The sequence below is a fragment of the Flavobacterium hydrophilum genome, from assembly GCF_003202405.1.
GTDB classification, from domain to species: domain Bacteria; phylum Bacteroidota; class Bacteroidia; order Flavobacteriales; family Flavobacteriaceae; genus Flavobacterium; species Flavobacterium hydrophilum.
Genome location: NZ_QJHL01000004.1, coordinates 183123 through 201934 on the forward strand (window position 1 = coordinate 183123; position 18812 = coordinate 201934).

Sequence of the window (18812 nt, forward strand, 5' to 3'; positions counted from 1 at the left end):
TTATGAAAATTAAAATTTTAGTATTTATTCTATTCACTTCATTCATCGGTTTTTCACAGTCTGTAAATGATTATAAAGCTGTAATTGTGCCAATAAATTTTGATTTTGCCAAAGGAGTAAATCCGTACAGACTCTCTACAATGACGAAAGCAAATTTGACAAAGGCTGGATTTAATGCTTATTATGAAAATGATCAGCTTCCTTCAGAATTACTTAACAGATGTGATCTTTTATATGCAGATGTAAAAAGGGATAATGCTTTTTTGGTTACGAAACTTTTTATAGAATTTAAAGATTGCTACGGAAAAGTGGTTTATACATCAGAAACCGGTAGAAGCAAAGAGAAGGAATATGACGCTGCCTACAGAGAAAGCCTTGATTTAGCTTTTGTTTCTGTAAATGATTTGCATTATAAATACAATGGAAAAACAGGAGCATCTTCTGCAATTGCTCCATCAGTTGCTGTTGTCGGATCAACTGTTCCGGTAACTGTAACAGTTGCAGCACCTGTAGCGGATATTTCAGATCCTAATTTATTATATGCCCAACCAACAGAAACAGGTTTTCAGTTAATTGATAAAACACCAAAAGTAGTTATGAAATTAATGAAAACTTCACGTCCTGATTCTTTTATAGCAATAAAAGATGGCGTTCAGGGAACTTTAAATGCAAAAGATAATCAGTGGTTTTTTGAATATTACAAAGATGATAAATTAGTTTCTGAAAAAGTTTCAGTTAAATTTTAAATATCAATTTGGTTTTAATAGCCATATTTATCTTTCCAGCGGTTCTTTAAAAATTCGCGGTTGCTGTTCTCTCTTGAGTTCTGACCCGGATTGTAAAGAACCGTTTCTTTTATAGCATCGGGTAAAAATTCCTGTTCGGCGAAATTATTGGCATAATCATGTGAGTATTTATAATCTTCGCCATAGCCCAATTCTTTCATTAATTTTGTTGGAGCATTGCGTAAGTGAATAGGAACAGGCAGATCGCCTGTTTGTTTAACTAATTGCTGTGCATTTCCAATCGCCATATAAGAAGCATTGCTTTTAGGAGAGGTAGCAAGATAAATAGCGCATTGACTTAATATAATCCGGCTTTCAGGGTAACCAATAGTAGAAACCGCCTGAAACGTATTGTTAGCCATAATAAAAGCCGTTGGATTAGCATTTCCAATGTCTTCACTTGATAAAATCAACATTCTTCGGGCAATAAATTTTACATCTTCTCCACCTTCGATCATTCTGGCCAGCCAATATACTGCTCCATTCGGATCACTTCCTCTGATAGATTTTATAAAAGCAGAAACAATATCATAATGCTGTTCTCCGGTTTTATCGTATAAAACGGTATTTTTCTGAACAAGTTCAAAAACACGGTCGTTTGTAATTATAATTTCATTACCAGCTGTAGCATTCACAACCAGCTCAAAAATATTTAAAAGTTTTCGGCCATCTCCACCAGATAATCTGAGTAACGCTTCGGTTTCTTTTAGAATAATATTTTTTGTAATTAATTCAGTATCCGTTTTCATTGCGCGTTGCAGTAAGGCTTCTAAGTCACTTTTTGTAAAAGCATTTAAAATGTAAACCTGACAACGCGATAATAATGCGGGAATCACTTCAAAACTTGGGTTTTCTGTAGTTGCCCCAATTAGCGTAATCCATCCCTTTTCAACCGCAGCCAAAAGAGAATCCTGTTGCGATTTGCTAAAACGGTGAATCTCGTCAATAAACAAAATTGGATTTTTAGCTGTAAAAAGACCACCGCTTTGTTTTGCTTTTTCAATTACATCACGAATGTCTTTTACACCAGAATTTATTGCGCTCAAAATATAAAAAGGGCGCTTTGATTCCTGTGCGATAATTTGAGCCAGCGTAGTCTTTCCTGTTCCTGGTGGTCCCCAGAAGATTAATGACGGAATAATTCCTTTCGAAATTTGTTGCGTTAAGGATCCGTTTGGTCCAACCAAATGACTTTGACTTATGTAGTCTTCTAATTTTTGTGGGCGAATGCGTTCTGCTAAAGGTGCTTCCATTTTGTAAAATTACTATTTTCAATTTTAATTATAAATTATCAGGAGCTATTTCCTGCTGTCCGCTATATCTTTTTCTGGCTAAAGAAGCCAGAAAAAGGATGCCGCTTCCATCAGGGCTAAAACCGTATCTGAGAATATTTTTCGATTATCTGACAAATTATCAGTAAATTATATTTGGATAGTTTTTTGATGATAAATTATTATTTGATTTTTAAAGACATGAGCGATAACCATTTTAAGTTTACTAATTCAGTAGTTGGACTTCCGGCTTTTTTTGTCCTTTTTTTGTGGATTATCTATTGGATTCAGATTCGTTTTGATTTCGATTTCTATCAAAACGGAATTTACCCAAGGGATTTTTCCGGTTTACAAGGTGTTTTATTTAGCCCGTTTATTCATGAAAATTTAAATCATCTTTATAACAACTCGATTCCTCTTATTGTATTATTGCCTGCATTGCAGTTTTTTTACCCAAAACAAGTTTTAGGGGTTATTGGTTATGGAATTCTGTTTTCGGGATTAATTACATGGCTTATCGGTCGTGAAAATTATCACATCGGGGCTAGTGGACTGATTTATGTTTTGGTAAGTTTTATATTTTTCAAAGGTATTCAGACCCGATATTATCGCTTAGTAGCATTGTCTTTTGCTGTAGTTTTACTTTATGGAGGAATGATTTGGTATGTCTTTCCGGATGTTGATCAAAATATTTCCTGGGAAGGTCATTTGGCAGGTTTTATGACAGGATTTGTTATGTCCTTATTCTATAAAGCTCCTGAATATGCAAAACCAATTTTGTATGACTGGCAAAGACCTGATTTTGATCCTGCTCAAGATCCTTTTATGAAACATTTTGATGAAAATGGTAATTTTATCAATATAGAGATTTTAGAAGATGAACCTGAAATAATTTCTTCTTACTTCAATTCTGATGCTTCGGTAAATTATATCATCACGAAATCAGAAGGTAAATGATTTAGTGATATAGTTTCATGAATGGTAACAAAAAAAAACACCTCGACTGAAGTGTTTTTTTATTCTTTACAACATAATTATTCCTTTAGTTCCTCTGACGAACAGTTTCATATAAGAATGCCCCGCACGCAACAGAAACATTTAATGATCCGATAGAACCAAACATAGGTAATTTTGCTTTTTCATCTACAATTTTTAGAACAGAAGGATTAATTCCTCTGTCTTCAGACCCCATGATAATAGCTACAGGTTCATTCAATCCTACATCATAAATATTTTGGTCTGTCTTTTCAGTTGCAGCTACCGTTTTTATTCCTGATCCCTGAAGATAAAATATAGCGTCTTTAATATGCTCAACTTTGCAAATTGGCACATTAAAAACTGCTCCGGCTGAAGTTTTAACGGTATCTCCATTTACGGGTGCTGAACCGGCTTTTTGAACAATAATTCCGTTTACACCAGTACATTCTGCAGTTCTGATGATGGCACCAAAATTTCTTGCATCAGAAATCTGGTCTAATATTAAAAATAACGGTTTTAAGCCAGATTCGATTGTAGATTCAACAAGATGCTCCAATTCAATGAAACCAATAGGAGATATGGTTGCAACAGCTCCCTGATGATTATTTGGTGTTAGGCGATTCAGTTTTTCTACAGGTACATAAGAGAAATTAATGTTTGCGCGTTTCATCACTTTCATTAAATCCTTCATTAATTCACCCGAAATTTCTTTTTGGATGAATACTTTATCTACTTCTTTTCCTGCCTGAATGGCTTCTATAATGGCTCTGATTCCAAATATTTGATGTTCTTTTTCCATAGCGCAAATATAGGTATAATGTTTATATAAAAAAAAACCGCTCTGAATGAACAGAGCGGTTTTAATATAAAGATACTTGAATTTAATTTTTAGTACTCGTCTTCGGCGAATCCAGTTCTTTTGTGACCTTCGTAAGAATAAATTACCCCTGGCTCGTCACTAAATTCAGCTTTGAAAGTAATTTTGTCTACCTTATGACCTCCTAAAGAAGTAGCAGCTTTTTTTTCAACTTTACCTTCAGTAATGTTTACTGTTCTGCTGTTATATTCATTAGCTGAAGCAGATGCTGAAAAAGTACCATCAGCTTTAGTCATTACTTTAACTTTAAACTCTGCAACAGCTTCATGATCGTCCAGCCATAAGCCACCATCATTTGCAGCAGTATTATAAGTTGAGAATAAGTCATGCTCTGATATAGCTACACCAGATGAATTAGAAATTGTTATAAACCAATCACCAGCTAAAGCTTTAACTGAAGTTCCTCCTGGATCATTATCTCCAACCTCGTCGCAAGCTACGAATGATGTAAGTACAAGTATTGCTACAAGTACACGTGATATATTTAGCTTCAAATTTTTCATTTTCATAATTTTAAAGTTGTACTTGAGTTAATGTTGAAACAAAATTGTAGTTCGTAACCGGAGGCGTGGTTAGCCAGTTAGTTGTTAATACAAGTGTTTTTGTAGCAGCATCAACAGTTAAAGCAGTGATATTTGCAGTTCCACCAAAATATTGATTATCAAGTGGGTTTCCTGGGAATGTAAATGTATTTGTTGCAATATTACCGGAAATTGTTCCGCCTTTTGTTGCAGAAGTTAGGCCAATATTTCTCCCTATACTATACCATCCCCCAAACGCATCTGATACTCCATATGTCCCGTCATCATTTTTCCAAATGTAGATATATTTCTGATCTACTGAACTACCTTGTGCTGCAGATAATAATGAACCGTTTCTTCTTGTTGTAGAAAGGTAAACACCTTCAATACTGTTTACAAGATCTCCAGTTTTATAAACAACTATCTTTCTTGTTGCAGTTGCTTTAAAACCATCTTGGTTTATTGCAGTGTAAGTTTGTGTATACTCGTCGGGTTTGTTGACGTCTAGAGTTTTTGCTCCTCTGAAGTTTCCATTATAGCTTACTTGAGTGGGTATTATAGCTTCACCTTCTTTAGCTACTACTCCAGGATCTGTAAAAGTTCCACCAGCTGGTATAAAAACTACATCGTCACCATTAACTTCTATTATAGGGTAGTTTGTAACTTTAGATACACCGGCAGTTGAATCTGCCTCACAAGAAGTAAGTAGCAGTCCGCTAATTACTACTGTCATCAGTTTTATAAATATTTTTTTCATCTTTAAGATTTAATTAGTTAACATCCCACCATACAGGAGCAGTAATTTTTGCTATTGCAGGAGCATATGGATTTCTTGTTTTTACTGTATTTGGTAAAACAAGTCTTCTTGGGAATACATCGCTCGTTACGTTTTCAACAGATATTGCAAATTGTCCCGGAATATAGTTTTCATCTGTTTGAGGAAGTGCAGATTCTCTCGGGTAACCAGTTCTGTTTTGTTCTAAAAATGATTCGTAACCGTTTCCTGGGAAACTTGCAACCCATTTTTGAGTAATAATAGCTTCAATTTGAGCTTCAGTTCCTGTTGAAGGAAACTCGTATACTCCTCCCGGAGCCACCAAAGCATCTGCATCAGCTTTTTTAATTCCGTCAGTAAGTGGAGCAACTGTAGTTGCGGCACTGTATTTGGCGAAATTAGCAGCAACTCCTAAATCATATTTTTGTTTAGCACCTGCGCCACCATAATATCTAACAAGAGCCTCAGCTTGCAAGAAATAACTTTCTTCAGCACTCATAAAATATAAAGGAGTTTTTGCGTATAGAGTTACTAATGAAAGTCCCGATGCTGCATTTTCAAAATCACCTTGGTTGTTAGGTTTTCCTTCTCCATAATATTTGTTCAAGCGAGGATCATCATTTTCCTGTAAATAAAGGTATAAAGTTTTACTTGCTCTTAAGTTTAAAGTTGTATTTAACTGTCTTCTGTCAGTCTCATACAAAGGATTACTTCTGTCTGCAGCATCTTCAAACTGAGTCATTGCAGCATCAACATCTAAGAATTGAGCCCCAGAATTAATTAATGTTTTAATACCTGATTCAGCTAATGTAGGATCGACTTCTGTTAATCTAAGATGTAATTTTAATAACAATGAGTTACCAAATTTTGTCCAGTTTGACATTGTGCCATTAAAGATAAAATCATCTTTTCCTGGAGGAGTTCCTACAGATGTACTTAAGTCCTTAGATAAGGCTAATTTTAAATCAGCTATCATTAAATCATAAGTTTCTTTTCCTGAATTGAATTTAGGCTGTAAAATATTTGGATTGTTTGCTTCTGCATATGGAATCGCATCGTATAAATCTGTCAATATTTGTGAAGCTTCAACTTCAAGGACAGTAGCAATCAAATAGTAATTCCAGTTTCCTTCAGCTTCAGCCTGTCTTTTTACAACTCTTATATCGTTTAGGGCATCATACATTGCTGTATAGGAAAGTTGAAAATCATTAGTTCCAATACTGTATTGATCAATGTTTTTATATTGGTTTGAAGTAGTGTTTTGTGTCCAAAATTGAGACCAAAACCCTCCTATAAGTGCATAATATGCTCCTTGTGCACCTGCTAAACCAGCAATACCTGCAGGTAAAATAGTGCTATTAGCTTGATTAGGAGGCAATGCATCCGGATCTCTATTAATGTCAAATGATTCATCACATGACACTAACAAAAAAAGCGCTGTTATTAATGTTGCTATCTTTTTCATTTTATATGAATTATATTTTTAGAATGATAATTTTAAAACTCCACCTACTGATCTTTGTGATGGATTTGCTCCAAATTCTCCAAATTCAGAGAATTTTCCTGTTCCGAAAGTTCCAACTTCAGGATCTACATATGGATTTTCTCCAGGAGTCCACATAAAAAGATTTCTTCCGTAAATACCCACAGTGATTTTGTTGAATCCCATGTTTTTAGTAAGAGTAGAAGGGAAATCATAATTTAAATTAACCTCTCTTAATCTAACAAAAGTTTTGTCAATTACGTGTGTTTTCTCTATTCCAGCGTTGTTTCCTGTATTGTAAAAATTAGTTACAGTACTAAATGTAAGAGGTGTTGTGTTTTCAGTATAAGTAACTTCTTGTGTTACTGGGTCAATGTTTTCATTAACAGAATTTGGTATGATAAAAGAATTTCTATCATTATAAGTTGTTTCTATTCCATTTCCTACGAAATGTGATAATCTTTTTGTGTAAGAATAGAAATCACCTCCTTGTTTCCAATCTAATGAGAATGCCAGATTAAAGTTTTTGTATTTGAAAGAGTTTTGCAATCCCATAACAAAATCACGTTGAGCGTTTCCAATTTTTTGGATATCATCGCTTACTTCATACATACCTGTTCCTGCGTTTACAATATATTGTCCTGCAGCATTCGTTTTAGGTGTTTGTGAGTAGAACGAACCAATAGCATCGCCTTTAGTGGCTCTCATAGTTACACCATATGCACTTGTTAAATCAATATAATTTCCTCCTGTATTTAATTCAGTTACTTCATTCAGGTTTTTAGTGAATGTGTAAGTAATGCTCCATGAAAAATCTTTGTTTTTAATTGGACTACCGGTTACAGAAAGTTCAATACCTTTATTTTCTACATCCCCGGCATTGATTGCTTTTATAGTATATCCCGTTGAAGGATCCAATGGCAAGTCTACAATAAGGTCACTAGTTGTTTTATGATACAATGCAATATCATAGCTGATTCTGTTCTTGAAGAATGATCCCTCAGCTCCAACTTCATATTCTAAGGTGCTCTCTGGTCTTAAATCTGGATTACCAAGTCTTCCTGAAGCTTCGAAGAAACTTACACCACCAACCGGTGATGCAATTATACCGAAGTTAGCGTTAGCAGAACCTGAGATGTAAGAATCTTCAGTTGTATATACTCTGGTATCATTTGCAATATTTGAAACTGCTGCTCTTAGTTTAAGGAAAGTATTTCCATTGTCAATTGCAATTGCACCTAATGATAAGGATGGGTAAAAATATGAATTTTCTGTAGGTGGCAGAGTCGATGTAATATCGTATCTACCTGTTACTGTAGCGAAATATCTGTTTTTAAATGAAAACTCAGCAGATGCATAAACGGCTCCTGTTCTTCTTAAGGTGTTTGATTGCTCAATTACCGGTCTTAAGGCTGAGTTTGAAAGCTCGTAGAAGCCTGGTAGACCTAAATTTGTAATTGAGTTTTTTAATATATCAGTCTCTCTTTTATTGTAGTTGAAACCTCCTAAAAGATTTAAGGTCCAGTCTTCGCTTAAGTTAGTGTTGTAATTAAGGTTAAAGTAAGTGTCAAATTCACTAAATTCTGATCTTGATTCTGTAACTCCACCTACAACAGGATTCGCACCTGCGATTGCTTGTGGGGAACCGGCAGAATAATTAACTATTGCACCGTAACTCTTAAGTCTTTCTGTTCTAACGTTTCCACCAATTTGCCATGAAGCAGTAAGTTTATCTGTTAGTTTGTAGCTTAAATTAACATTTCCAAAAAGATTATGTCCGTATACTTTTGTGCTATTCTCGTTAATTGAGAAATATGGGTTTGTAGCATAAGGAGTAAAATAGTAATCGGGTGTGTTAAAGACATTGTTTTTGTAGTCACTTAAATCTACTACACTAATATCTCTTGGGATTTGCAATAAATCTTGTTGTAAGGTTGAACCTTGACCTGCATCATCTCCTTGACCTGTATTAACGATAGATTGGTCTTTATAGACATAGTTTAATGATGTTCTTAATGTGAATTTTTTTCCTTTTAAACCACCATTAAAACCCAAGGATTGTTTTTTGTATAAATCAGCTTCTGTTGGTACCACCCCATCACTGTTTACATTTGAGAATACTAAAGAGAAGTCTGAAGTATCTCCACCACCACTAAGCGTAACAGACTGTGTAGATAACGCACCGATATCGTAAAAATCTCTTATGTTGTCATTTAACCCAACGTAAGGTTTGATTTGTTGACTGTTGTTATATATTGTTCCCCAAGGTCTTACTTCTCCGTTAAAAGCTGGTCCCCAAGAACCGTTTTCGTTACTGGTTGTGCTAGACCCAGAAAATCCAAGACCATTCCATCCTTGTCCAAAACCATTTTGTAAATGAGGTACTCTGGCAACTTCACTAAATTCTGTTGAAGCTAACAAGTCTACTTTAATTCCTGTGTTTGCTTTTCCTTTTTTAGTTGTAATAATGATTACACCACCACCGGCTCTTGAACCATATAAGGCAGATGCTGCAGCTCCTTTAAGAACAGTCATACTCTCAATATTGTTTGGGTCAATATCACTTATCCCACTACCAGAGTCATATGATCTTGTAGAAGTAGCTACATCATTATTTCCAGTTCCAGTTGGAGTATTGTTTATTGGAGTTCCGTCAACAACATAAAGTGGTCCATTACTATTTGTAATACTGTTTAGACCACGAATAACTACTTTAGTTGAAGCTCCTGGTTGTGATGGTGAAGTAATATCTACCCCTGCAATTTTTCCAGAAAGTGTTTCAAAAGGGTTGGTGTTTACTACCTGAGTAAGTTGGTCAGCTTTTAAAGTTGTTGTAGCATAACCAAGAGATTTTTTTTCTCTTTTAATACCAAAAGCTGTTACAACAACACCTTCCAGTTCTTGTGCTCCGGCATCTGCTAATTTTACATTAATGACAGATGAAGTTGCAGCTACTTCTTGGGTTTTCATCCCAATGTAGCTAAATACCAAAATTTGGCTTGGTGATACTTTAATAGAAAATTTACCATCAAAGTCTGATTGTGTTCCGGTTTTTGTTCCTTTTACCAATATGCTAACACCTGGAAGAGGCATTCCTGCATTATCAGAAACAGTTCCTGAAACAGCTCTTTCTTGCGCAAAAGTTAGTTGCGCCATTAGTACTAAAATAAGTACTAAGAATCCATTGAACTTTAGTTTCATTTTTAAATATTTTGAATTAGTATCGCAAAACTCTTAATAATTTGTTAACTATCCTAATAAATAAAAATGTTTTTTCGGTAAACATCAAAATTTAACATTATAACATATGTTTATGATAGTGTTATATAATTTTAAATTTTGACCATTTACGAGACTATTTGTAAGGTTAATCTTCAGTATTCCGTTGCTGGTCTGAATAGTTGTTCCTGCTCCGATTCCTGTTAATTTGTCTATTTTGGTATTGTTATCACTTCGTGTTAAGTCTTGATATATTCCATAATCAAGAATTGAATTTATGTACAAATTTTTTGAAACAACATATCTGTATTCTGTAAGAATAGATGAAAAGAGATTTGCTTGAAGGCTGTTTTCTAAATAACCTCTAATTGAATATATTCCGCCAAAACGAAATAATTCATTTACGATATAATTTTTGCTGTTAAGATAAAAATTCTGTGAATTTATGTTAATAAAATTTTTTTCGTTTAGTTCGAAATTATATGAGAAGTTTATGTTTGTGTAAAATTGATTGCTGGAAGCGGCAGTTTCCGGCTGATTGCTCGTGTTTCTTTTTCCAAATCCTAAAATAAAATTAATATTGGCTTTTTTTGACCACAAATAATTAACAGCATCTGTTTTTATATATTCAAATGTTGAAGTTATAAACGCGTTTTTAAAATCGCTTATAGAAGTGTTATTTGTGTTTTGAATATCGCTTGATTCTGCTGATTGATATCCTAAATATAATTTTGAATTGTATTTGATATAATAGCCTAAGTCAATTCCGGTTTTTGTGTTTTGAAAGGTGCTGTCCTGTTTGAATATGTTTAATTGTGCTTTTATTCCAAGCGGCGACTTGAAAATATATGGAATTTCTAATTTTGTATTAAAGGTTTTTTGTTGGTTTCCGTCGCTTTTCCAATAAAGAGAAAATTGTTCGCCTGCCAGAAGTGTGTTTTGCAGGGTTATGTCGAGATATCCATTTAGATTTACTTTTTTGTTCTCATCATTTGAAAAACCTATGTATCCATCAAAGTTATTGGCTTTCCTTTTTTCAATATAAACATAGACTTTTGTTGAATCATTTGTGAATAATATTTCCGGATATTTTGTCTGATTTATAAATCCAAAATTGTTTATATCATTATAAAGTTCTTTAATTGTTTTTTGATTAAAAGTTTTACTTATGTATTTTTTATTGAGTTGTTTCAAATGCCCTTTAGGAAAATAATCCTTACGATTGTTTTTTGTGTAATTTATTTTAATGGAATTAAGACTTCGTTTTTTTTCGGAATTAAAATTTAAGTCTGCATAAATTATCAAATTCTTTTTTTGAATATTTTCTAATTTTATTTTACTTAGGGCAAAACCTTTGTTTTCGGCATCAATAATTATTTGATTTATGTAGTTTTCGGTTTCTTGATATGGAATAATTGCGGTGTCATTTTTTGTTTTGTATGAGTCAAAAAATGAGTTATTTCTACCTATATATATATAGGTGTATTTTATTTTATTTCCAAGTGAAAGTTTGTATGTGTATGTTGAGTCGTTTTCCTTGTGATTTTCAAGTGTTTTAATATCTATGTAGCCTTTTTTATAAAGCTTTTCTATGCTTAAAATTGATTCATCAACAACAGATTTGATATTTGAGTGTTTTTTGGTATAATTTAACGAATCTATAATTATATTTTCTATTTTATTTGTGCCGCTAATTTTTAAATTAAAGTTTTGAGCATAACCGGAAATGCCTATTGTTGAAAAAATGATTATATGTAATAACTGTTTCAAGAGCAATTGTTTCATTTATTAAAAGTATTGCAAATATCCATTCTTTGTTTGAAAAAACATAAGTTTAAATAATGTTATTGAAAATTAATGATTTAACGTTTGTATAGTGGAATTTATTTTATACATTTGCAACCCCGTAAAAAGCGGGAATTTTATAAACAAGTAATTTTTAGTATTTAATTATGCCAACTATTCAACAATTAGTAAGAACAGGAAGAACTCAGATCACTAAGAAGAGTAAATCGGTTGCTTTAGATTCTTGTCCTCAAAGAAGAGGGGTTTGTACGCGTGTTTACACTACTACACCAAAAAAACCAAACTCTGCAATGCGTAAAGTTGCGCGTGTACGTTTGACAAATGGTAATGAAGTGAATGCTTACATCCCTGGAGAAGGACACAATTTACAAGAGCACTCGATAGTATTAGTGCGAGGTGGAAGGGTAAAAGATTTACCAGGTGTTAGATATCATATCGTTCGTGGAGCGCTTGACACGTCAGGAGTTGCAGGAAGAACGCAAAGAAGATCTAAGTACGGTGCTAAACGCCCAAAAGAAGCAAAAAAGTAATTTAAAAACGTTAAGAGTTCGAGGTTAGGAGTTGAGGGTTAAAGATTATGTGATAGCAAAAGTCGATAGCACAACATTTAACGGATAACCTATAACTTTTTATTAAAAAAAAGACATGAGAAAAAGAGCGGCAAAGAAAAGACCACTTTTACCAGATCCAAGGTTTAATGACCAGTTGGTAACGCGTTTTGTAAACAACTTAATGTGGGATGGTAAGAAATCTACAGCTTTTAAAGTATTTTATGATGCTATTGATATCATCGAGACTAAAAAGCAAAATGATGAGAAGACTTCATTAGAGATCTGGAAAGATGCTTTAACAAATGTTATGCCTCACGTAGAAGTACGTAGTCGTAGAGTTGGTGGAGCTACATTCCAAATTCCAATGCAGATTCGTCCAGACAGAAAAATTTCTATGGCAATGAAGTGGTTAATACTTTATTCAAGAAGAAGAAATGAAAAATCTATGGCGCAACGTTTGGCATCAGAGTGTTTAGCTGCTGCTAAAGAAGAAGGTGCTGCGGTTAAGAAAAGAATGGATACTCACAAAATGGCAGAAGCTAACAAAGCATTCTCTCACTTTAGATTTTAATTCATAAGAAATGGCTAGAGATTTAAAATATACAAGAAATATCGGAATTGCTGCTCACATTGATGCTGGTAAAACAACAACGACAGAGCGTATCCTTTTTTATACTGGGAAGTCACACAAAATTGGTGAAGTACACGATGGTGCTGCAACAATGGACTGGATGGCTCAAGAGCAGGAAAGAGGTATTACAATTACTTCAGCGGCTACAACTTGTGAGTGGAATTTTCCAACTGAGCAAGGTAAGCTTTTGCCTGAATCATTACCATACCACTTTAATATTATTGATACTCCTGGACACGTTGACTTTACTGTAGAGGTAAATCGTTCTTTGCGTGTGCTTGATGGTTTGGTTTTCTTGTTTAGTGCTGTTGATGGTGTTGAGCCGCAATCAGAAACTAACTGGAGACTTGCAGATCAGTACAGAGTTCCTCGTATGGGATTCGTAAACAAAATGGACCGTCAAGGATCTAACTTTTTGGCAGTTTGTCAACAAGTTCGTGATATGTTAAAGTCAAATGCTGTAGCGATCACTTTGCCAATTGGTGAAGAGAATGATTTCAAAGGTGTTGTGGATTTAGTAAAAAACCAAGCTATTATTTGGCATGATGCAACACAAGGGGCGACTTTTGATATTGTTGAAATTCCTGCTGATATGGTTGCTGAAGTTAAAGAATATAGAGATATCCTTATTGAAGCAGTTGCTGATTACGATGAAAACTTGCTTGATAAGTATATGGAAGATCCGGATTCTATCACAGAAGACGAGATTAATAGAGCTTTAAGAGCTGCGACTATGGATATGGCTATCATTCCGATGATTGCTGGTTCTTCTTTCAAAAACAAAGGAGTTCAGTTCATGTTAGATGCAGTTTGTAAATACTTGCCTTCTCCAATGGATAAAGAAGGTATAGAAGGAATTCATCCTGATGATGCTGAATTATTAGAAGAAGATCAAACTAAAATCTTGCGTAAGCCAGATGTAAAAGAGCCATTCGCTGCTTTGGCATTTAAAATTGCTACTGATCCATTCGTAGGTCGTTTAGCTTTCTTTCGTGCTTATTCTGGACGTTTAGATGCTGGTTCTTATGTTTTGAACACTCGTTCAGGAAATAAAGAAAGAATTTCTCGTATCTACCAAATGCATGCTAACAAACAAAATCCAATCGAATATATTGAGGCTGGTGATATTGGAGCTGCTGTTGGTTTTAAAGATATCAAAACTGGAGATACATTGTGTGATGAAAAACACCCAATCATTCTTGAGTCTATGAAATTCCCTGCGCCGGTAATTGGTATTGCAATTGAACCTAAAACTAAAGCTGATGTTGATAAAATGGGTATGGCTTTGGCTAAATTAGCTGAAGAAGATCCAACATTTACAGTTAGAACAGATGAGGCTTCAGGACAAACTATTATCTCAGGTATGGGTGAGCTTCACTTAGATATCTTGGTAGATCGTATGAAACGTGAATTTAAAGTTGAAGTAAACCAAGGTGAACCTCAAGTTGAATATAAAGAAGCGTTTACAAGAACTGCAACTCATAGAGAGACTTATAAGAAGCAATCAGGAGGTCGTGGTAAATTCGGTGATATCGTATTTACTCTTGAGCCAGCTGAAGAAGTTGATGGTAAAGTTCCTGTAGGATTACAGTTTGTTAATGCGGTAAAAGGTGGTAACGTTCCTAAAGAATATATTCCATCTGTAGAAAAAGGTTTCCGTGAAGCTATGAAAACTGGTCCTTTGGCTGGTTATCAAGTGGATAGTTTAAAAGTAACTTTGACAGACGGATCTTTCCACCCTGTCGATTCTGATGCGCTTTCTTTTGAATTAGCAGCTAGAATGGGGTATAGAGAGGTGGCTAAAGCTGCTGGAGCAATTATTTTGGAGCCTATCATGAAAATGGAAGTTATTACTCCTGAAGAAAACATGGGAGATATCGTTGGTGATATCAACCGTCGTAGAGGTCAGGTTAATGACATGGGTGACAGAAATGGTGCTAAAACTATTAAAGCTGATGTGCCATTGTCAGAAATGTTTGGATATGTAACAACATTAAGAACATTGTCTTCTGGTAGAGCTACTTCAACAATGGAGTTTTCACATTATGCAGAAACACCTTCTAATATTTCAGAAGCTGTAATTAAAAAAGCAAAAGGTAACGCTTAATTCTTAAGAAAATGAGTCAAAAAATCAGAATAAAACTAAAATCTTACGATCACATGTTGGTAGACAAGTCTGCTGAAAAGATCGTAAAAACAGTAAAAACTACTGGAGCAGTTGTAACAGGTCCAATTCCGTTGCCAACTCACAAAAAACTTTTCACTGTATTGCGTTCTCCGCACGTTAACAAAAAAGCGAGAGAGCAATTTGAAGTAATGTCATACAAGAGATTGATTGATATTTATTCATCTTCATCTAAAACTATTGATGCTTTAATGAAACTTGAATTGCCAAGTGGAGTTGAAGTAGAGATTAAAGTATAATTTTTTTATTATATTTTATATATAAAAGCGAGGCATTTATGTCTCGCTTTTTTTTGTTTGTTGAAGATGTTATTTTTAAGATTTCTTTTATTTTAAATTTTGTTTTTTGAAATATATTTTATTGAAGTGTCTTTTGTTTAGGCGCTTGCCGAAGGTTTTTTTGATTTTGCGATTAGGTAAATGTTAATAATATTGTTGAGATAAGTTAAGAATTAATATCTGTTTTTTGAAAGAAATAAATGCTAATTCGTGTGGGGTTAATCTCTTGAATTTTGATTATGAGCGATTTAATTTTTGTAACTGTTTGGTATATTCAATTTTAATATCTACTTTTGCACTCCCTGTTTGGAAATTTCTGTTATTTTCAAATTGAAGGGAATTTTAGTAATTAATAATTAATATTTATGTCTGGGTTAATTGGTAAAAAAATCGGCATGACTAGTATTTTCGACGAAAACGGGAAAAACATTCCTTGTACAGTAATCGAAGCTGGGCCGTGTGTTGTTACCCAAGTCAGAACCAAAGGTGTTGACGGGTATGAAGCGTTGCAACTTGGTTTCGATGACAAAAACGAGAAACATTCCACTAAGGCTGCTTTAGGGCACTTTAAAAAAGCTGGAACTGTAGCTAAGAAAAAAGTCGTTGAATTTCAAGATTTTGCAACTGAACAAAAATTAGGAGATCTAATTGATGTTTCTATTTTTGAAGAAGGAGAATTTGTAGATGTACAAGGTGTGTCTAAAGGTAAAGGTTTTCAGGGTGTTGTTAAGCGTCACGGTTTTGGTGGGGTTGGACAAGCTACTCATGGTCAGCACAACCGTTTAAGAGCGCCAGGTTCTGTAGGAGCTTCTTCTTATCCGTCTAGAGTATTCAAAGGAATGCGTATGGCTGGAAGAATGGGAGGAGATAATGTAAAAGTTCAAAACCTTAGAGTTTTAAAAGTAGTTGCTGAAAAGAATCTGCTTGTTGTTAAAGGGTGTATTCCTGGGCATAAAAACTCTTATGTAATCATTCAGAAGTAATGGAAGTAAAAGTATTAGATTTCAACGGAAAAGATACTGGTAGAAAAGTTCAACTTTCTGATTCAGTATTCGCAATTGAACCAAATAATCACGCTGTATATCTTGATGTTAAGCAATATCTTGCTAATCAAAGACAGGGTACTCATAAGGCTAAAGAAAGAGCCGAAGTTACTGGTAGTACGCGTAAGATTAAAAAACAAAAAGGAACAGGTACTGCTCGTGCGGGAAGTATCAAAAATCCATTGTTTAAGGGTGGTGGAACAATTTTTGGGCCAAGACCAAGAAGTTATTCATTTAAATTGAATAAAAGCTTGAAAAGACTGGCTAGAAAGTCAGCTTTCTCGATTAAAGCAAAAGAGTCGAATGTTATCGTTCTTGAAGACTTTAATTTTGAAGCGCCAAACACTAAAAATTTCATTAACGTTTTGAAAGCTTTAGGGTTAGAGAATAAAAAATCCTTATTTGTGTTGGGAGAGTCAAATAAAAATGTATATTTGTCGTCACGCAATTTAAAGGCTTCAAATGTCGTAACTAGCTCAGAATTAAGCACTTACGCAATATTAAACGCTAATAATTTAGTGCTTTTGGAAGGTTCTTTAGAGTTAATTGAAGAAAATTTAAGTAAATAATAGGAATATGAGCATCATTATCAGACCTATAGTAACGGAAAAAGTAACCAAAGAAAGTGAAGTTTTAAACCGCTTCGGATTCGTTGTTGACAAAAAAGCAAACAAAGTTCAGATTAAGAAAGCTGTTGAAGCTGCTTATGGAGTAACTATCGTTTCAGTTAACACAATGAATGTAAGACCGGATAGAACTACAAAATACACTAAAAGTGGTTTAATCAGTGGAAAGACAAATGCAATTAAAAAAGCGATTGTTCAAGTACAAGAAGGAGAAACAATTGATTTTTACAACAATATCTAAGATAGAAAAATGTCAGTAAGAAAATTAAAACCTATTACCCCAGGTCAGCGATTTAGAGTTGTGAATGGTTATGACGCCATTACAACTGATAAGCCGGAACGCTCTTTGATAGCGCCGATAAAAAACTCTGGAGGTAGAAATAGTCAAGGAAAGATGACCATGCGTTATACGGGTGGTGGTCACAAGCAGAGATATCGTATTATTGATTTCAAAAGAACTAAAGACGGAATTCCGGCTACAGTGAAATCAATCGAATACGATCCAAATCGTACTGCGTTTATTGCTTTATTAGCTTATGCTGATGGAGAGAAAACTTATATTATCGCTCAAAATGGATTGAAAGTTGGTCAGAAATTAGTTTCCGGACCAGAATCTCAACCAGAGATTGGTAATACTTTACCTTTAAGCAGAATTCCTCTTGGAACTGTTATATCTTGTATTGAGTTACGTCCAGGACAAGGAGCTGTTATTGCTCGTTCGGCTGGAACTTTTGCTCAGTTAATGGCAAGAGACGGGAAATATGCAACAATTAAAATGCCATCTGGTGAGACAAGATTAATCTTGTTAACTTGTTCGGCTACAATTGGAGCTGTTTCAAACTCTGATCACCAATTAGTTGTGTCTGGAAAAGCAGGTAGAACAAGATGGTTAGGAAGAAGACCTAGAACTAGACCAGTAGCGATGAACCCAGTTGATCACCCTATGGGAGGTGGTGAAGGACGTTCTTCTGGAGGGCACCCACGTTCAAGAAACGGAGTACCGGCTAAAGGTTACAGAACTCGTTCTAAGAAAAACCCGAGTAACAAGTATATCGTAGAACGTAGAAAGAAATAATAAGATATGGCACGTTCATTAAAAAAAGGACCTTTCGTTCATTATAAATTAGACAAGAAAGTTCAGGAAAACATTGAAAGCGGAAAAAATGGAGTAGTAAAGACTTGGTCTAGAGCTTCCATGATTACTCCAGATTTTGTTGGACAGACTATAGCAGTTCATAACGGTCGTCAATTTGTACCAGTTTACGTAACAGAAAACATGGTAGGTCACAAATTAGGAGAGTTTTCACCAACTAGATCTTTTAGAGGTCATGCTGGAGCAAAAAATAAAGGTAAAAAATAAGAAGCAATGGGAGTTCGTAAAAGAGAAACAGCAGATGCGAGAAAAGAGGCTAATAAGTCTATTGCTTTCGCAAAATTGAATAACTGCCCTACTTCACCTAGAAAAATGCGCTTAGTAGCGGACTTGGTAAGAGGTCAGAAGGTAGAAAGAGCACTTAACATCTTAAGATTTAGTTCTAAAGAAGCTTCAAGAAAATTAGAAAAACTATTATTATCTGCAATCAACAACTGGGAGCAAAAAAATAGTGAAGGTAATTTAGAAGAAGCTGGATTATTTGTTAAAGAGATCAGAGTAGATGGTGGAATGATGTTAAAAAGACTTCGTCCAGCTCCACAAGGTCGTGCACACAGAATAAGAAAACGTTCTAATCACGTAACAATCGTGCTTGGGGCTATCAATAACACACAAAGCAATTCTTAAGCA

General features: G+C 34.5%; 19 protein-coding genes. 12 read left to right on the forward strand and 7 right to left on the reverse strand.

The annotated features are described in order from the left end of the window. Positions 1 to 2 precede the first annotated feature (2 nt). Positions 3 to 746 carry a hypothetical protein gene (locus tag DMB68_RS16265; RefSeq protein WP_110347722.1) on the forward strand — a complete coding sequence of 248 codons (744 nt, stop codon included), beginning with the start codon at positions 3 to 5 and terminating at the stop codon, positions 744 to 746. A 14-nt stretch (positions 747 to 760) separates the two neighbouring features. On the opposite strand, the gene DMB68_RS16270 is transcribed toward DMB68_RS16265, so the two are convergent. Then, a complete protein-coding gene (locus DMB68_RS16270; RefSeq protein ID WP_110347723.1) occupies positions 761 to 2038 on the reverse strand; it encodes a replication-associated recombination protein A in 1278 nt (425 codons plus the stop codon). Between the two features lie 219 nt (positions 2039 to 2257). Here DMB68_RS16270 and DMB68_RS16275 point away from each other — a divergent pair, with 219 nt between their 5' ends. Continuing rightward, positions 2258 to 3013: a rhomboid family intramembrane serine protease gene (locus tag DMB68_RS16275; RefSeq protein ID WP_110348043.1), complete on the forward strand. Its 756-nt coding sequence runs from the start codon at positions 2258 to 2260 to the stop codon at positions 3011 to 3013. Between the two features lie 85 nt (positions 3014 to 3098). Here DMB68_RS16275 and rlmB read toward each other — a convergent pair whose 3' ends face one another. From rlmB to DMB68_RS16305, 6 genes are all read right to left on the reverse strand, one after another. Then, the gene (gene rlmB / locus DMB68_RS16280; protein ID WP_110347724.1) at positions 3099 to 3833 is read right to left on the reverse strand and encodes a 23S rRNA (guanosine(2251)-2'-O)-methyltransferase RlmB; all 735 of its coding nucleotides are present in this window, start codon (positions 3831 to 3833) and stop codon (positions 3099 to 3101) included. Positions 3834 to 3922: 89 nt separating this feature from the next. Beyond that, entirely contained in the window at positions 3923 to 4414 is a 492-nt protein-coding gene (locus tag DMB68_RS16285) for a lipid-binding protein (protein ID WP_165830154.1), read from the reverse strand. 10 nt (positions 4415 to 4424) lie between these two features. Then, complete coding sequence (locus DMB68_RS16290; RefSeq protein ID WP_110347726.1) at positions 4425 to 5189, reverse strand: immunoglobulin-like domain-containing protein; 765 nt, start codon at positions 5187 to 5189, stop codon at positions 4425 to 4427. 13 nt (positions 5190 to 5202) lie between these two features. Further along, on the reverse strand, positions 5203 to 6672 hold the full coding sequence (locus tag DMB68_RS16295) for a SusD/RagB family nutrient-binding outer membrane lipoprotein (RefSeq protein ID WP_110347727.1): 1470 nt from the start codon (positions 6670 to 6672) through the stop codon (positions 5203 to 5205). A gap of 18 nt (positions 6673 to 6690) precedes the next feature. After that, complete coding sequence (locus tag DMB68_RS16300) at positions 6691 to 9891, reverse strand: SusC/RagA family TonB-linked outer membrane protein (RefSeq protein WP_110347728.1); 3201 nt, start codon at positions 9889 to 9891, stop codon at positions 6691 to 6693. Between the two features lie 84 nt (positions 9892 to 9975). Continuing rightward, a complete protein-coding gene (locus DMB68_RS16305) occupies positions 9976 to 11679 on the reverse strand; it encodes a BamA/TamA family outer membrane protein (RefSeq protein WP_231131667.1) in 1704 nt (567 codons plus the stop codon). 182 nt (positions 11680 to 11861) lie between these two features. Between DMB68_RS16305 and rpsL the strand changes: the two genes are divergently transcribed. The 10 genes from rpsL (at position 11862) to rplV (ending at position 18809) form a co-directional block, all read left to right on the forward strand. Then, on the forward strand, positions 11862 to 12245 hold the full coding sequence (gene rpsL / locus DMB68_RS16310) for a 30S ribosomal protein S12 (protein ID WP_007136570.1): 384 nt from the start codon (positions 11862 to 11864) through the stop codon (positions 12243 to 12245). 115 nt (positions 12246 to 12360) lie between these two features. Further along, entirely contained in the window at positions 12361 to 12837 is a 477-nt protein-coding gene (rpsG, locus tag DMB68_RS16315) for a 30S ribosomal protein S7 (protein ID WP_026727879.1), read from the forward strand. 10 nt (positions 12838 to 12847) lie between these two features. Continuing rightward, a complete protein-coding gene (fusA, locus tag DMB68_RS16320; protein WP_110347730.1) occupies positions 12848 to 15004 on the forward strand; it encodes an elongation factor G in 2157 nt (718 codons plus the stop codon). Between the two features lie 11 nt (positions 15005 to 15015). Further along, complete coding sequence (gene rpsJ, locus DMB68_RS16325) at positions 15016 to 15321, forward strand: 30S ribosomal protein S10 (protein ID WP_007803605.1); 306 nt, start codon at positions 15016 to 15018, stop codon at positions 15319 to 15321. Between the two features lie 404 nt (positions 15322 to 15725). Continuing rightward, the gene (rplC, locus tag DMB68_RS16330) at positions 15726 to 16343 is read left to right on the forward strand and encodes a 50S ribosomal protein L3 (RefSeq protein ID WP_057124294.1); all 618 of its coding nucleotides are present in this window, start codon (positions 15726 to 15728) and stop codon (positions 16341 to 16343) included. Next, on the forward strand, positions 16343 to 16972 hold the full coding sequence (rplD, locus tag DMB68_RS16335) for a 50S ribosomal protein L4 (protein ID WP_110347731.1): 630 nt from the start codon (positions 16343 to 16345) through the stop codon (positions 16970 to 16972). The genes rplC and rplD overlap by 1 nt, the downstream gene beginning before the upstream one ends. A 7-nt stretch (positions 16973 to 16979) precedes the next feature. Continuing rightward, positions 16980 to 17270, forward strand: a complete 291-nt coding sequence (gene rplW, locus DMB68_RS16340; protein ID WP_017495018.1) for a 50S ribosomal protein L23 — start codon at positions 16980 to 16982, stop codon at positions 17268 to 17270. A 9-nt stretch (positions 17271 to 17279) separates the two neighbouring features. After that, entirely contained in the window at positions 17280 to 18104 is an 825-nt protein-coding gene (rplB, locus tag DMB68_RS16345; protein WP_110347732.1) for a 50S ribosomal protein L2, read from the forward strand. Between the two features lie 6 nt (positions 18105 to 18110). Then, on the forward strand, positions 18111 to 18389 hold the full coding sequence (rpsS, locus tag DMB68_RS16350) for a 30S ribosomal protein S19 (protein WP_031456039.1): 279 nt from the start codon (positions 18111 to 18113) through the stop codon (positions 18387 to 18389). A 6-nt stretch (positions 18390 to 18395) separates the two neighbouring features. Next, positions 18396 to 18809, forward strand: a complete 414-nt coding sequence (gene rplV / locus DMB68_RS16355; protein WP_007803631.1) for a 50S ribosomal protein L22 — start codon at positions 18396 to 18398, stop codon at positions 18807 to 18809. Positions 18810 to 18812 lie beyond the last annotated feature (3 nt).